At 64.1% G+C, this 14,434-nt stretch carries 10 protein-coding genes; 8 read left to right on the top strand and 2 right to left on the bottom strand.

Annotation, left to right across the window (positions count from 1 at the left end; translation table 11 throughout):
* Positions 1–112 precede the first annotated feature (112 nt).
* Positions 113–1,849, top strand: a complete 1,737-nt coding sequence (locus VT84_RS31275; RefSeq protein WP_162271901.1) for a DUF11 domain-containing protein — start codon at positions 113–115, stop codon at positions 1,847–1,849.
* Positions 1,850–2,120: 271 nt separating this feature from the next.
* The gene (locus VT84_RS31270; RefSeq protein WP_052557164.1) at positions 2,121–2,594 is read left to right on the top strand and encodes a hypothetical protein; all 474 of its coding nucleotides are present in this window, start codon (positions 2,121–2,123) and stop codon (positions 2,592–2,594) included.
* A gap of 292 nt (positions 2,595–2,886) precedes the next feature.
* Here the strand turns inward: VT84_RS31270 and VT84_RS31265 are convergent, their stop codons facing one another.
* Entirely contained in the window at positions 2,887–5,985 is a 3,099-nt protein-coding gene (locus VT84_RS31265; protein ID WP_082842282.1) for an alpha/beta hydrolase family protein, read from the bottom strand.
* 262 nt (positions 5,986–6,247) lie between these two features.
* On the opposite strand from VT84_RS31265, the gene VT84_RS31260 reads away from it, so the two are divergent.
* From VT84_RS31260 to VT84_RS31245, 4 genes are all read left to right on the top strand, one after another.
* On the top strand, positions 6,248–7,222 hold the full coding sequence (locus VT84_RS31260) for an AAA family ATPase (protein WP_082842281.1): 975 nt from the start codon (positions 6,248–6,250) through the stop codon (positions 7,220–7,222).
* A gap of 82 nt (positions 7,223–7,304) precedes the next feature.
* On the top strand, positions 7,305–8,675 hold the full coding sequence (locus VT84_RS31255) for a prolipoprotein diacylglyceryl transferase family protein (RefSeq protein ID WP_052557160.1): 1,371 nt from the start codon (positions 7,305–7,307) through the stop codon (positions 8,673–8,675).
* Between the two features lie 48 nt (positions 8,676–8,723).
* Positions 8,724–10,145 (top strand): selenium-binding family protein, encoded by a 1,422-nt coding sequence (locus tag VT84_RS31250; protein WP_082842280.1) that lies wholly within the window; start codon positions 8,724–8,726, stop codon positions 10,143–10,145.
* Positions 10,146–10,151: 6 nt separating this feature from the next.
* Complete coding sequence (locus tag VT84_RS31245) at positions 10,152–10,718, top strand: translation initiation factor (RefSeq protein ID WP_239465513.1); 567 nt, start codon at positions 10,152–10,154, stop codon at positions 10,716–10,718.
* A gap of 379 nt (positions 10,719–11,097) precedes the next feature.
* Here the strand turns inward: VT84_RS31245 and VT84_RS31240 are convergent, their stop codons facing one another.
* The gene (locus VT84_RS31240) at positions 11,098–11,562 is read right to left on the bottom strand and encodes a hypothetical protein (protein WP_052557156.1); all 465 of its coding nucleotides are present in this window, start codon (positions 11,560–11,562) and stop codon (positions 11,098–11,100) included.
* A gap of 133 nt (positions 11,563–11,695) precedes the next feature.
* Here VT84_RS31240 and VT84_RS31235 point away from each other — a divergent pair, with 133 nt between their 5' ends.
* Together VT84_RS31235 and VT84_RS31230 are read left to right on the top strand one after the other, a co-directional pair.
* Complete coding sequence (locus VT84_RS31235; protein ID WP_082842279.1) at positions 11,696–12,733, top strand: DUF1080 domain-containing protein; 1,038 nt, start codon at positions 11,696–11,698, stop codon at positions 12,731–12,733.
* Between the two features lie 92 nt (positions 12,734–12,825).
* On the top strand, positions 12,826–14,139 hold the full coding sequence (locus tag VT84_RS31230) for a sulfatase (RefSeq protein WP_239465511.1): 1,314 nt from the start codon (positions 12,826–12,828) through the stop codon (positions 14,137–14,139).
* The last annotated feature ends 295 nt before the right edge of the window (positions 14,140–14,434 follow it).

Raw genomic sequence — 14,434 nt, 5'->3', positions numbered from 1 at the left:
CGCCGTTTTGCTACCTCCCTGTCGCCCGCGCCGACTGATCTTTCGCAGATTCCCGCGAAACGCTATACCCCCACCGCGAACCGGTCGGACCGGTACGGCGCGGAGGGGCATCATGAGTCGGTGGAAGCACATCCGGGCGGCAGCGGGCGGCGGAGCGGCGGTCGTCGCGGTATGGGCTTTCGTCTCACTCGCCGCATCCGCACAGAAGCCGCAGCAATCACAGCTCACGTACTACAACTTGCCCGAAGCACCCGCTCCCAAGCCGGAAGTGTTTCCGCCACTTGTGGTTCCCACCGATTCCAACGTGGAGCAGGCGCAGTTCCAGCAGCGCGTGCCCGGCGGTTCACCGGGGCAATTAACCGGTGTTGCCGCATCTGTGAATGATCCGGCGTACCCCGTTGTCACGATCCGCGTGCGCGTGCCCGCCGACGCGGTACCCGGCGAGGATCTCAAGTACGTCATCGTGGTGCAGAACGTGTCAGCCGCGGACGCACATTCCGTGACCGTGCGCAACCCGCTCTCGCCGGACGCTGACATGGTCAGGGCCGAACCGCCGGTCGATGGACCAACTGGGGGGAAGGCGACTAGCGACGTGCAGCCGGGTGGCCTGTCACCACAGGGGAATTCGCGAAAGCCGCAACTTGTTTGGTCCCTCGGTACGCTCAAAGCGGGCGCGTCCAAGACCATCGAACTCGTTCTGCGCCCAAAAGCGGGCGTGACCGAACTGAACAACCTCGCTTACGTGAAGTACGAACACGGCCAATCGGTTACGACGAAGATCGGTAAACCCACGGTGAAGGTGACGAAGGCCGCGCCGAAGCAGACCGTGCGCGACGAGACGTACAACGTCCGCGTGCTGGTTGAGAACCTGGCGAAAGTGCCGGCCGATCACATCCGCGTGCTGGAAAACGTGCCCGCGTCGGCCGAGGTCGAACCGATCACCGCTGGGGGAAAGCGCGGGCAGCAAACCGAGAAGGATACGGGTACGCAGCAGTGGGTGTGGGAGATCGCCCGGCTTCAACCCGGCGAGCGGAAGGTGATCGAGTACCGAGTCACCCCGCGCGAGGCGAAAGAAATCTACACGCTTACGAGCGTGACCGGGCCGAAGCTCCACAAGGACCAGACCGCCGAGGCCCAAACGAAGGTACTCGTACCGGGGCTGAGCCTGAAATTCACGGGGCCGGACGGCGTGGTGGACGCGGGCTCGCCCGCGAAGTACGAGATCCTGGTGCGGAACACCGGCACGCTCCCGAGCACCGCTTTGAGAGTCACGGGTACGCTCCCCGCAGGCTGCCGACCGACCAAGAAGACTGACGGCGGCCAAATCTCTCGCGACTCCATCATGTGGCAGGTTCCGCGGTTGGAGCCCGGTGAAGCTCAGACGTTCCGGTACGAATTGAAGGCGAGCACGACCGGTCGGCGCACGGTGACGAGTCAGGTATCGGATTCCCGCGGTACGCGGGCCTCGCAGGAAGTCGCGACGACATTCGCGGGGACGGCGGCGCTCGTGTCGGAAACGAAGTTCGACTCGCTAACGGTGCAGGTCGGCAAGCAGGGTGTTCTCACGGTGGAGGTGAAGAACACCGGGAACGAAGCGGGGCGCAACGTGCGGGTTCAGATCGAGGTTCCGGACAATGTGAGCGTGGTACAGACCACACCGAGCGTCCGCGTCGAGGGTAACCTCGTTCAGTTCAACGCGGAGTCCGTTCCCAGTAACGGAAAGGCGACGTACACGCTTACATTCAAGGGGATGAAGGCGGATCAGGCTGAGTTCCGTGTTCGCATGAGCGCGGACAGCCTCGGGGATCGACCGACGACAACGGAGAAGATGGTCGAGATCATCAAGTAAAGCGAAATGAGACGATAGCCGTGGTGTTCGTACACCACGCAAGCACGAAAATATTCGGAATACAACGAACGCGGCGCGAATTGGGGCCGTCGGCCCCATCACATTTTCGCCCACGCACCTTCCGCTTGACAAGTCCCGGTGCTACGTTTCAAGTATGCGGAGATTTCCGCGGTCGCTGTTTGGATGCCGTACCTCGCCGGTATCCTTCCAAGGATGGCGCGTAAGTTTAAGCACCCAACACGAAAGCCGCCCTGTAAGGAGGAGGGGTATCATGACCGCGTTCAAGTCGCTCTCATCGAGCAACGCCATTTGCCGCGCGGCATGGGGGCGGCGCGCACGGGCTTTTGTGCTCGTGTCGTTCCCGGTTGCGCTGTTCGGGTGCGGTTCTGCTACTCCGCCCGGCGCGGACGCCGTGCAGACCTCGGCTAGCGGGCCGAACGATCCGGCGTGGGTGACGAACCGACCGAAACTCCCGCCGCCCGATGCGGACCGCATTAACTACGACGAACAGACCCGTACCCTCACGCTGTACGACCTGCCCGGGAACGACCGCTGGATGGTGCGGATGCCCGGCGAAATGTCCGGCCGCGCGATCACCCCGCAGCACCGCCTCCCGGCGGACACGGAGTTGTCGCAGGTGATGGTGTACTACGCACGGCCCGGCTTGAAGCCGTCGGCCCCGGTGAGCGTGAAGCAGATCCGCGATAGTGGGAACGCTCACAGCAGCCTCGCGGGTTTCCGCTAAATTGTTAGCGCGTACTGAGAAACGTTCAGGGGCCGGGAGATGCTAAGTGCGTCTCCCGGCCCCGAACGTTTGGTGGATCTCATTTCAAGAGCGTCGTTGCGGGCGAACGGGCTGCGATCCAAGGGCGCGAGAGTCAGAGCCGCGGATAACGCTGATAACGCGGATCAGACCAGAGCGTGATTTCGCGTCTCCGCGGGGTGATGGGAAGTGGTCCGAGGGCGGAGGGCAGCCCCGGACGTGATGAGCCGCGACCGACCACTTGCGGTCGCGGCTCGTTACGAGAGCGTCGAACTCAGCGCTCGTACCGGTCGTCCCGCAGGCCGTACTGCTTGCGCCACTGTTCCTTTTCCTTTTCGCGGTCGATGTACGGCACGCCCTTTTCCATCCACTCGGGCGCGGGCTTGTTCTTCAAGTGGTGCTCGAAGAACTGAAACATCCGCATGGCGAAGTCGCGCGCGGCCGGCTTCTTCGCGAGGTTGTGCGGCTCGCCGTTGTAGTTCAGCAAATAAGCCTCTTTGCCGAGGCGCCGGAGGGCCAGGAAGTACTCGATCCCCTGGTACCACGGCACCGCGTCGTCCTGGTCGTTGTGGATCATCAGGAGCGGCGTCTGCACCCGGTCCGCCATGAAGACCGGCGAGTTCTCGATGTAGCGCATCGGCGTTTCCCACAGCGTCGCCCCGATGCGGCTCTGCGTCTTCTCGTACTGGAACTGGCGCGGCAAACCGGTGCCCCAGCGGATGCCGTCGTAGGCGCTCACCATGTTGGACACCGGCGCCCCGGCCACCGCCGCCTTGAAGCGGTTCGTTTGGGTGACCATGTACGCGATCTGGTACCCGCCCCACGACTGGCCGTTGATGCCGATCGCCTTTTCGTCCACGAACCCTTTATCGACCACGGCCTGGATCGCGGGCAGCACGCATTTGATCGCGCTCGGGCCGGGGTACCCGATCTTGTACGCGATGTCCGGCATCAGCACGAGATACCCGTTGCTCGCGTAGAACGTCGGGTTAACGACCTGGCCCCGTGTCACGTTGGGCACGCGGAACTGGTGCAGGTTCTCTGACAGTCGCTCGTAGATGTACACCACCATCGGGTACTTCTTCGACGGGTCGAAGTTCTCCGGCTTGACGAGGATGCCGGTGAGCGGGGCGCCGTCCGTGCTGGTGTACCGGACCTGTTCCGCCCGGCCCCAGTTGTAGTTCTTCACGTGCGGGTTGATGTCCGTCACGCGGGTCAGTTCGTTGAAGTCCGGCGAAGTGACGTAGTAGTCCGGGTACTGCGAGAACGTCTGCACCGTGAGGAGGTACACGTCCGCGTCCTTCGCCTTGATCGGGTTGCCGTAGCTGCGGCCGCCCATCAACAACAGTCGCGGTTCCGCGCCCGGTTCGAGCCGGTAGAACCCGGTGTCGTAGGTGCGGAGATTCTCTGTACCGAGCAGGTGGGGCTTGCTTAGATCCACCGTGCGCTCGAGCGGGCTGCGATCGTCCGGACTGCGCGGGCGCAGGAGCGTGAACCGCAGACCCTGTGTGCGGCCCACTTTCGTGAGGTTCTCCGCGCCGGACCCGTCGGCGGCGATCTTCCAGATGTCGTACCGGTCGCTCAGCAGGACGAACTTGCCGTCCGAGGTCCACTGCGCCGCGCCGTAGGGCGGCGGGTCGCTCGGCGAGTCGTGTTCCTCGTCGAAGAACTTCACCGCGAGCTTTTCCGTCAGGTTCACCTTCTTGCCGTCCGGAACGGAGACGGTGGACCAGTCCTTGCCGTTGAACGATAGTAGGTATTTCCCGTTCGGGGCGAGGGCGAAGTTCGCCGTGCTCGCGGTCGCGACCGGCAACTTGGCTCCCGACCGCACGTTCACGAGCGCGTAGTCGTTGGCCACCGGGAAGGCGTACCCGGTGGTGTGCTTGTACTTCCGGTCGTCGGTGCTCATGGCCCAGTCGCCGACCGCGGCCTGTTGCACGGTCACCTCGTCGTCCGAGAGCTGGCGGAACTGCTTGGTGTCGAGGAGCATGACCGCGCCGAACGTGCGGTTCCGGTCCTGCGCCGCGCGCAGTTTCTGCATCGGCTGGATGTTCGCGTCCTTCCAGTGCCAGATGTCGAGCTGGATGTCATCGGTCGGCGGGGTGGTCGGTTGCGGGGCGCGTTCGGGCGCGGTGGCGACGTAGAGCTTCGTGCCGTCTTGCGAGAAGCTCAGCGTGTTGCCCGAGATCGTCCAGCCCTTCTTGATGCCGGGCGTATCGGGTCCGAGAACCTCATTGAGCGCGGCCGGGGCCGGAGCGTGGGTCGCGACCGCGGTCGCCGTGATTGCGCCGAACCCGCCGATCGCACCGAGTGGTAGGCGCGTGATCGGCTTCGGTTCGGTCTTCGCCGCGCGGTCCCACACGAACACGCGGTAGCGCGGGGGCGTGGGTGTGCTCGGGGTCGTTGTGATCGGAGTTCCCACCGACGAACCGGCCGGGTGTGGCGGCGGAGCGAGCGCCGCGGACGGAATCTGACTGTCGTCGAAGAAGAACGCGAGCTTGGTTTGCTTCTCGTCCCAGATCAGGTTCGTGTACCGACCCGGGCCGACCTTCAGCGGCGATCCGCCGGTGCCGAATTTCGGGTTCAGCGTGTACACGCCGTTCTTCTCGTCCTTGCGCGACGACACGGTGTACACCAGCGTCTGCTCGTCGGCCGAGAGGCTGTACTCGCTCACTTCGGTGATCGTGCGATCGGTAGTGCCGGAGAGGTCGCGGATGAACAGGTCGGACCCGTAGGTGCGCGACGGCCCCGCGGTCGCGCCGCCGGGAGCCGGGAGCGGTCCCTTACCCTTACCTTTGGCCGGAGGAGTGATGGGTTCTTTCGCCTCGGTCTTGCCCGGTTCGGGCGTGGTCGGCTTGCGGTAGATGAGGAACCCGTCGCCCTCGCCGCCGATCTGGAACGAACCGCTTCCCGTGATGCGATCCAGTTCCTTCCCGCTCGCCAGATCGATGATCGCGATCGTGGCTTTCGGGTACTCGTCCGTCTTCAGTTTGTCGGATTTCGCCTTATCGAGAGCCGCCTTTGTGGGCGTGAGCGGCAGCAGCACCTTTTTGCCGTTGGGGGTGAAGCGCGAGGACGTGCCGAGCACCGGGGTTCCGCTCGCGACGCCGCGCGGGAACCGGTACTCCCTTCCGGTGCTCACGTGTCGCACCACCGCTTCGCCGTCCGCGTTCTCCGCACCAACGAGGTACGCGACGAACTGTCCGTCGCGCGAGAGCGTCACGCTGCTCGCCGCGCGCCAGATGTCGTACTCCGCGAACGTGAGCACCTTTTTATTTGCGGGTTGGGCCGAAAGGGGGCCGGCGGACGCAACGATCAACCCGAACAGGGCAATCGCCGCGAACCCGCGCGACGCGAGCCGAGCGCGCAGCATGTGATGAGACCTCTGCGGTGGGAACTGAGGGCGGTAGCTCTAGTTTTATTCCCGAGTTTGCGCACGCGCGCCAGTCGTTTTCCCCAGCCTCGCCCAATTGCCCCGGTTGCCGGGTCGATTCAACCGGCAGGGTAGCTTCCCACAGCGCACTCGTCTGTATCATGAGGTAGACCCCGCGACCCGTCGGCAACGCCCACTTACTCAAGGCGGTTGGTATGATGCATACAACCGCTACTCTTGCGGACGGGCGCTTGGAGCGAATATGACCGATCCGGCGACAATCGAGAAACTGCGGCCGAAGCTGGACCCGTTCTACCGGGCGGTCGAGAGCGTGCTCATCGGTCAGCGCAAGTTGATCGATGGGCTACTCATCGGGCTACTGACGGACGGGCACGTGTTGCTCGAGGGCGTGCCCGGGCTGGCGAAAACACTCGCGGTGCGCACGGTCGCGAGCGCGCTGCACCTCAAGTTCGCCCGCGTCCAGTTCACGCCCGACCTGCTCCCGGCCGACGTGATCGGCACGCAGATTTACAACCCGCGGACCGGTGACTTCACCGTGAAGCAGGGGCCGGTGTTCGCGAACGTCGTGCTGGCCGACGAGATCAACCGCGCCCCGGCTAAAGTGCAGAGCGCGCTACTGGAAGCGATGGCCGAACGCCAAGTCACCATCGGCGAGAGTACGCTCCGGCTCCCGCGGCCGTTCTTCGTGCTCGCCACGCAGAACCCCATCGAGCAAGAAGGCACCTACCCGCTTCCCGAAGCGCAGGTGGACCGGTTCATGCTCAAGGTGGTGATCGATTACCCGAGCCGGGCGGACGAATTGGCGGTTCTGGACCGAATGGGCGGTTTGGCCACGAGTGTGGAAATCCCCCCGGCCCTCGAAGCGAACGAATTAGAAGAGTTGCGACGGGCGGCGGATTCGGTATACGTCGACGCGAAGGTGAAGGAGTACATGATCGACGTGATCCGCGCCACGCGCAAGCCGGCGGATTACGGACTCGATATGACCGGGCTGATTCAGTTGGGCGCGAGCACCCGGGCCGCGATCGCGCTGCTGCGTGCGGCCAAGGCCCACGCCTTCCTCGTGGGCCGCGGGTACGTGACGCCCGAAGACGTAAAAACCGCCGCGCCCGACGTGCTGCGCCACCGCCTCGTGATCTCCTTCGAGGCCGAGGCCGAAGACCTGCGCCCCGAATCGCTCGTCAAACAGGTACTGGACCGATTACCGGTACCGTGATTCTGGTGAACCCCGGCCGCCAGGTCGGGGGTGCTAGAACTCCACCCCGGCACTCGTGTGCCGGGTTCGCCAAGAGGATTCCATGCAACAAGTTCTGTTCACGATCCCGTTCTTCAAAAACTCGTTCCCGCCCGACGGCATCCCGATGTACGGGTTCGGGGCGATGCTGTTCGTGTGCTTCGTCGCGGTGACGGTGTGGGGGTCGCGGCGCGCCAAGCGGACCGCGAACATGCCGCCCGAGCGGTTCCAGGACATGGTCATCTGGCTGTTCGTGTCCGGGCTGGTCGGCGCCCGCACGCTGTACATGATCCAATACTCTCACCACTTCCCGGACCAGAGCATCGTCGGGCTGATCGGGGCGTTCTTCAAGATCTGGGAAGGCGGGATCATCTTCTACGGGTCCGCGCTCGGCGGGGTGATCGGTTACGGCCTCTTCTACTACTTCGTCCTGCGCCGGCTCGACGTGTCGGGTTGGCGCCTCGCGGACGCGGTGGCGCCGCTGCTCGCGCTCGGTCTGGCGATCGGCCGGATCGGGTGTTACCTCAACGGTTGCTGCTGGGGACAGGTCGCGTGCGAAGAGTGCCGCCCGGTGCCGCTCGGCGCCGCGCACTTCCCGATGCTCCCGGCGCACGCGCGCCAGTTGCTCGTGCGCGAACAGCACCTCCAGACGGCCACCGGGTTCACGATCGAACCCCGGCAGGTCGGAAACCCCTTTGAAGATCCGCGTGCGGTTGTGGCGAGCGTGGAAACCGGTTCGGCCGCCGATCGTGCCGGCGTGAAACCCGGCGACCGCATCACCCGGGTGAACGACCGGCCGAACTACATCGTCATCGAACTCAGCGGGGCGGACGAAAAAGCGCAGGCGACCGCGGATGCGTTCAAAGCGAAGGGGGCGGAGGTCGAAACCGGTCCCGGCGGGCGGGTCCGCGTGCTGTTCGATTCGTTCGAGAAGTATCGCGACGCACGGCTCGCGGTCTTCGGCGGCGCGGAGGGGGCCATCACGCGCGATTACTTCGACGTGCTAGTGGGCGAATGGCCGCGGGGGAAATCGGAACTGAAACTCACGGTCGAGCGGGGGGCGGAGCAGCCGGAGCTGCGGTTCGCGCCCGCGACCATCGGGCTGTACCCGACGCAGCTCTACGAAACCGTGAGCATGGTGCTCCTCATCCTGTTGTTGGTCGCGTACTATCCGTACCGTCGGCACGACGGACAGGTGATGGTGCTCCTCATGGTCGGCTACGCGATTCACCGGTTCATCAACGAATCGCTCCGGATCGAGCCGACCATCGGCGGCGGGCTGACGCTCTCGCAGTGGGGGAGCGTCGTGATTTTCGCGGCCGCTGTCGGCATCGAAGCGTACTTGTGGCTCACGATGCCGTCGCGCTGGTCGGGGCAATTGCCTCCGGACGAGCCGACCGCTCACACGAATCCCGGGGTAGCTCCCGCGCAGTGAGTGAGATGCAGTTTGATACTCCACGCGACTCTCCCGAGGTAACCACGCATGGACCGCCGCGAGTTTCTGGCCGCTTCTGCTGCGAGTGCCATCGCTGCGTCCGGGCCGTTGCCTCCTCCGGACTTCGAGACGCCCGGGTTCGCTTCGCCGAAAGAGGCGATGAAGGGGCCGCGCGAGGAGCTGCTTTTCGTCACCTGCACCTATGCGAACACCGGGATCGACAAACCCGATTACCTCGCGGTGGTGGACGCGAAGCCCGACTCGAAGACGTATGGGCAGGTCGTTCACCGGCTGAAAATGCCGAAGGTCGGTGACGAGCTGCACCACTTCGGCTGGAACATTTGCTCCTCGTGTCACGGCAAGCCGGGCGACCGCCGGTACCTCATCGTGCCCGGTCTGAAGTCGGGCCGGATTCACATCATCGACGCGAAAGACCCGCTCGCGCTGAAGGTCCACAAGGTGATCGAGCCGGAGGAGATCGCGAAGAAGGCCGATCTGTCCGCGCCGCACACGGCTCACTGCTTGCCGACCGGCGAAATCATGCTCTCGATGCTCGGCAACGCGAAGGGCGAGGCACCGGGCGGGTTCCTGTTGCTCGACGATAAGTACGAGATCAAAGGGCGGTGGGAAAAAGACCTGACGGGAATGAATTTCAACTACGATTTCTGGTACCAACCGCGACACAACGCGATGGTGTCGAGCGAGTGGGCCGCACCGAAGACGTTCGCTCCCGGGCCGAACTTCGACGACGTGAAGGCCGGCAAGTACGGCCAGAAGATCCACGTGTGGGACTGGAAAGAGCGGAAGATCAAGCAGTCCTTCGATTTGGGAGCGGCGGCGATCCCGCTGGAAGTGCGGTTCCTCCACGACCCGTCTCGACCGATCGGGTTCGTCGGCGCGGCACTGAGTAGCACGATGTGGCGGTTCGCGACCGACGGCAAGACCGACCAGGAGTGGTCCGCTGACAAGGTCATCGAACTCGCGCCGGTCAAGAACGACAAGTTCCCCGGCGGCGCGGTGCCGGGGCTCATCAGCGACTTCGTGATCTCGATGGACGATCGCTTCCTGTATCTGGCCGCGTGGTTGCACGGCGAGGTGAAGCAGTACGACATCACCGACCCCGGCAAACCGAAACTCACGGGCACCGTAAAGCTCGGTGGCGCGCTCGGCAAACCTGAAAAGCTGAAGGGGAAAGAGCTGGCCGGTGGCCCGCAGATGCTCCAGTTGTCGCTCGACGGCAAGCGCCTGTACGCGACGAACTCGCTCTACAGCACGTGGGACAACGTCTTCTACCCGGATCTGGGGAAGCAAGGCTCGTGGATGGTGCAGATCGACTGCGACACCGAGAAGGGCGGTCTGGCGCTGAACGACAAGTTCTGTGTGGACTTCGGCAAAGAACCGGACGGCCCGAGCCGCGCGCACGAGGTCCGCTACCCGGGCGGTGACTGCACGAGTGACATTTTCAGTTGAGATCGCATGGCGAAAGTATTTCGTACCGCTCTGTTCGTTTCTGCCGACCTCGCGAAAGCCGAGGGCGCGCGGTCGGCGTTTGATTCCGCCGCCGGGCGCCTGGGGATGCCCTGGCGCGGGGTAACTGTCGCGCCGGCCGCGTTCGCGGGCGTGGAAGTGATTGTTCCGCTCGACGGGGCCGCGCCGGACGGCTGGACCGGTCGCGTCGAGAAGTGGGCGGCCGGTGACACGGGCGCCGCGGCTGCGGGTCTGATCGCGCGGCTGCTCGGTGGCAGCGACGAGGTACTACCGCCCAAGCCCGCTTCCCCGCCACCGCCGGCGCCGCCGAAGAAGGTTCACACGGTAAAACTGAGCCGCGAAACTGCCGGGCGAAAGGGGAAGGGCGTCACGGTGGTGTCCGAGTTGCCGCTCGGTGAGGACGCGCTGAAGGAACTCGCGACGCAGCTCAAGAACAAGTGCGGCACCGGTGGCACCGCGAAGGACGGCCGAATCGAGATCCAGGGCGACCACCGCGACAAACTCGCGCAGGAACTGGAGAAACTCGGCTACAAGGTGAAGCGCTTTGGTGGGTGAGAGGCGTGAAGAGGAAATGCGCCACGGATGAACACAGAGAACACGGATTAAGACAGAAGGCAGATTGGCCACAAAAAGAGAGCCGAAGCAGAGGGCAGAGATCAGAAGCGTGGGTTCAGCCCCGCGAGGGCGGTCGCGTGTAGCCAGGGGTGAAGCGAGCGACGCGAGCGCAACCCCTGGCGCGCTCCCGCGAACCCCGATGTTCTGCGGCCACCCTCATCGCGACAAGGTAGTGGGTATTGGCGCGCCGGGGGTTGCGCTCCGCTTCACCCCTGGCTACTCGCTCACGCCCCTCACGGGGCTTCAAACCTCACACATTTCACGTTTTCCGTCTTCTGTCTCGATCCGCGTTATCTGTGTTCATCCGTGGCGTATTTCCTCACTCCTTCGTCGCTAACTCGAACAGGTGCCGCGCGGCTCTTCCGCTGATGGCGCCATGCTTCAGCAGTTCCGCGGCGATCAGTTGCACCGCTTTCCAGTTCCCCTCGTCCGCGAGCATGTACTCGACCTTGTCCAGCATCCGCTGCTCGTAGCGCTCGACCTGGCGGTCGGACTTGCGCTCCAGTGCGAGCCGGCGCACGAATCGCAGATCCTGTCCGGCTTCCTCCGTCGCGTAAGTGCCGGTGTGCCGGGCCTCGGCCGCCATGCCGCCGAGCGCGATCAGGATCTCGCGCTCCACCCAGTCGTCGGTCGGCTTCGCGCTACCCCGACCGAAGCGGCACTCGCCCATGCGCTCGCGGTTCGGCAGCACGCTCACTTTGTGGATGGTGCGCCCGAGGGCCAGCGCGATCACCGCGTGCCCGGCCTCGTGATACGCGGTCACTTCGTCGTGGGGCTGTTCCATGCCCGCATTTTACGCGCGTGAGAATGATCCAGAAAGTCGCCCATGCACCCATTGACGCGGGCGCCTCCACCGCGACAATTGGCGTGCCGCGTCCGCGCGGTTCCCGCCCCACAACTTCCCTCCCAGGTGCGTTATGTTTCGTCCGCTGCTCGCCGGCGTGTTCGTTGCCGGTCTGCTCGCTACAACGGGGTCTCCAGATTCGATCGCGCAAGACAAGAAGGGCGCTCCCAAGAAGCTGGCGCGCATCGCGATTGCAGAGCCGACCGAGGCCGCCAAAGACCCCGATTTCGCGATCCAGGGCGAGTACGAGGGCAGGTACAAAGAGGGCGAGAAAGAGGAGAAATTCGGAGTGCAAGTCATCGCGAACGGAGCCGGCGAGTTCACACTCAAGATGCTTCGCGGTGGGTTGCCCGGGGCCGGGTGGGTGGGTAAAAACGTGGCTCCATTCTCTGCTGTTCGGCAAGACGGTAAGGTCATCATCCGCGACGGGAAAAAGGAACCTGTACAAGGAAGCATCGGGGATGGAGTCTTCATGATGAAGCACGACGAAGCGGAATTTTTGGCGAAGAAGGTCGAGCGCAAGTCCAAGACGATCGGCGCCAAGGTGCCCGCGGACGCCGTCGTGCTGTTCGGTGCCGAGGGCGACGAGAAGAAGTGGACCGGCGGAAAGATCGTCACCCTTTCGGACGGCAAGTACCTCGACGTGGGCGTGACGAGCAAGCAGAAATTCGGCGCGTTCAAGGCGCACATCGAGTTCCGGCTCCCGTGGATGCCGAACAGCACCGGGCAGGGGCGCGGGAACAGCGGGGTGTACTTCCAGAACCGTTACGAGTGCCAGGTGCTCGACAGCTTCGGGCTGTCCGGCGAGAACAACGAGTGCGGCGGCATCTACACGCAGCACAAGCCGAGCGTGAACATGTGCCTGCCGCCGCTGGCGTGGCAGACGTATGACATCGAGTTCACCCCCGCGCAGTTCGACGCGAACGGCAAGAAGACCAAGAACGGCCGCGCGACGGTCTACCACAACGGCGTGAAGATCCACGACAACATCGAGTTCCCGAAGGAGTGCCCCGGCGGTCAGAAGGAAGACGCGAACCCCGGACCGTTCCAGTTCCAGAACCACGGCGACCCGGTCGTGTACCGCAACGTGTGGGTCGTCGAAGTGAAGTAGCAATCGATCGCTTCAACCCCGATACTTGTGTATCGGGTTCACCAGGAGCGGTGCGCGCAATACGTACCCTCCTTTCCGAGCACTTCTTTTCAATGTGCATCATTATGCTGCGCCTCTTCGCATCGTTCGTACTCGCACTCGTATTCGCGCTCCCCGCTCAAGCGGTCCCGCCGAACGTCGTGCTCATCGTGGGAGACGACCAGGGGGCGGGCGATTACGGGTTCATGGGCCACGAGCACATCAAGACACCGCACCTCGACAAGCTCGCGCGCGAGTCGCTCGTCTTCAAACGCGGCTACGTGCCCACCAGCCTGTGTCGCGCGAGTCTGGCGACGATGGTTACCGGGCTTTACCCGCACCAGCACCTGATGACCTCCAACGATCCGCCCATTCCGAAGGGGCTGACCAACGCCCAGGCGCAGAAAGATGTGGGGTTCTTGAAACAGCGACAGGAGATGATCGCCCTGTTTGAGAAGGCAGCCACGCTACCGAAGTTGCTGGAGAAGGAAGGGTACGTGAGCTTCCAGGCCGGGAAGTGGTGGGAGGGCAATGCGTGCCGGTGCGGTGGGTTCACCGAGGGCATGACGCACGGCGACCCCGCGAAAGGCGCGCGCCACGGCGACGAGGGGCTGAAGATCGGGCGCGAGGGGCTGCAACCCGTCTTCGACTTCCTCGACAAAGCCCAGAAGGACAAGAAGCCGTTCTTCGTGTGGTACGCGCCGATGATGCCGCACCTGCCCCACAACCCGCCCGACCGTCTCTTCAACAAGTACAAGGACAAAACGAAGTCCGAGTTCGTCGCGAAGTATTGGGCCATGTGCGAGTGGTTCGACGAAACGATCGGTGATGTGCTCGCGAAGCTCGAAAAGAGCGGACAGTCCGAGAACACGATCGTCATCTACTTGCACGACAACGGCTGGATTCAGGACGAAACTTCGGCGAACTTCGCCCCGAAATCGAAGCGCTCGCCCTACGACGGCGGTCTGCGCACCCCGATTCTCGTGAAGTGGCCGGGGCACGTGAAGTCGGGCGAGTCGGACCGGCTCGCGAGTTCGATCGACCTGGCCCCGACCATCCTGCGCGCGGTGGGGGCCAAGCCGAGTAAAGGCATGACCGGGATCGACCTGCTCGACGCCCACTGGGTCGCGAGCCGCGGCGAACTGTTCGGCGAAACCTTCGAGCACAACGCGGTCGACATCACGAAGCCGGCCGCGAACCTGCAGTACCGCTGGGTGCTCGACGGAAACTGGAAGCTGATCTTGCCGCACGAACCGAACGTGAAGGACGGCCAACCCGAACTGTACGACGTGGCCAAAGACCCGACCGAGAAAGACAACGTGGCCGCGAAACACCCCGACAAGGTGAGGGAACTAACGAAACGTCTCGATGCGTGGTGGAAGCCGTAATTGTGAGGGCAGGAAAAACCGCTACGGATGACCACAGAGGGCACGGATTAAGACGGAAAATGTATGAGGTTTGAAGCCCCGTAAGGGGGCGTGAGCGAGTAGCCAGGGGTGAAGCGGAGCGCAACCCCTGGCGCGCCTTGTCGCGATGAGGGTGGCCGCAGAACATCGGGGTTCGCGGGAGCGCGCCAGGGGTTGCGCTCGCGTCGCTCGCTTCACCCCTGGCTACACGCGGCCGCCCCTCGCGGGGCTGAACCCACGCTCTGATCTCTGCTCTCTGCTTCGGCTCTCTTTTTTG

It is taken from the genome of Gemmata sp. SH-PL17, assembly GCF_001610855.1.
In the GTDB taxonomy this organism is placed as follows: Bacteria; Planctomycetota; Planctomycetia; order Gemmatales; family Gemmataceae; genus Gemmata; species Gemmata massiliana.
This window is presented reverse-complemented; position numbering and strand designations above follow the sequence as displayed.

Excerpts from the sequence above, each read along its gene's own strand:
- VT84_RS31255 (WP_052557160.1), top strand. The coding sequence starts at position 7,305 with ATGCAACAAGTTCTGTTCACGATCCCGTTCTTCAAAAACTCGTTCCCG.
- VT84_RS31260 (WP_082842281.1), top strand. The coding sequence starts at position 6,248 with ATGACCGATCCGGCGACAATCGAGAAACTGCGGCCGAAGCTGGACCCG.
- VT84_RS31240 (WP_052557156.1), bottom strand. The coding sequence starts at position 11,562 with ATGGAACAGCCCCACGACGAAGTGACCGCGTATCACGAGGCCGGGCAC.
- VT84_RS31275 (WP_162271901.1), top strand. The coding sequence starts at position 113 with ATGAGTCGGTGGAAGCACATCCGGGCGGCAGCGGGCGGCGGAGCGGCG.
- VT84_RS31250 (WP_082842280.1), top strand. The coding sequence starts at position 8,724 with ATGGACCGCCGCGAGTTTCTGGCCGCTTCTGCTGCGAGTGCCATCGCT.
- VT84_RS31245 (WP_239465513.1), top strand. The coding sequence starts at position 10,152 with ATGGCGAAAGTATTTCGTACCGCTCTGTTCGTTTCTGCCGACCTCGCG.
- VT84_RS31265 (WP_082842282.1), bottom strand. The coding sequence starts at position 5,985 with ATGCTGCGCGCTCGGCTCGCGTCGCGCGGGTTCGCGGCGATTGCCCTG.
- VT84_RS31235 (WP_082842279.1), top strand. The coding sequence starts at position 11,696 with ATGTTTCGTCCGCTGCTCGCCGGCGTGTTCGTTGCCGGTCTGCTCGCT.
- VT84_RS31270 (WP_052557164.1), top strand. The coding sequence starts at position 2,121 with ATGACCGCGTTCAAGTCGCTCTCATCGAGCAACGCCATTTGCCGCGCG.
- VT84_RS31230 (WP_239465511.1), top strand. The coding sequence starts at position 12,826 with ATGTGCATCATTATGCTGCGCCTCTTCGCATCGTTCGTACTCGCACTC.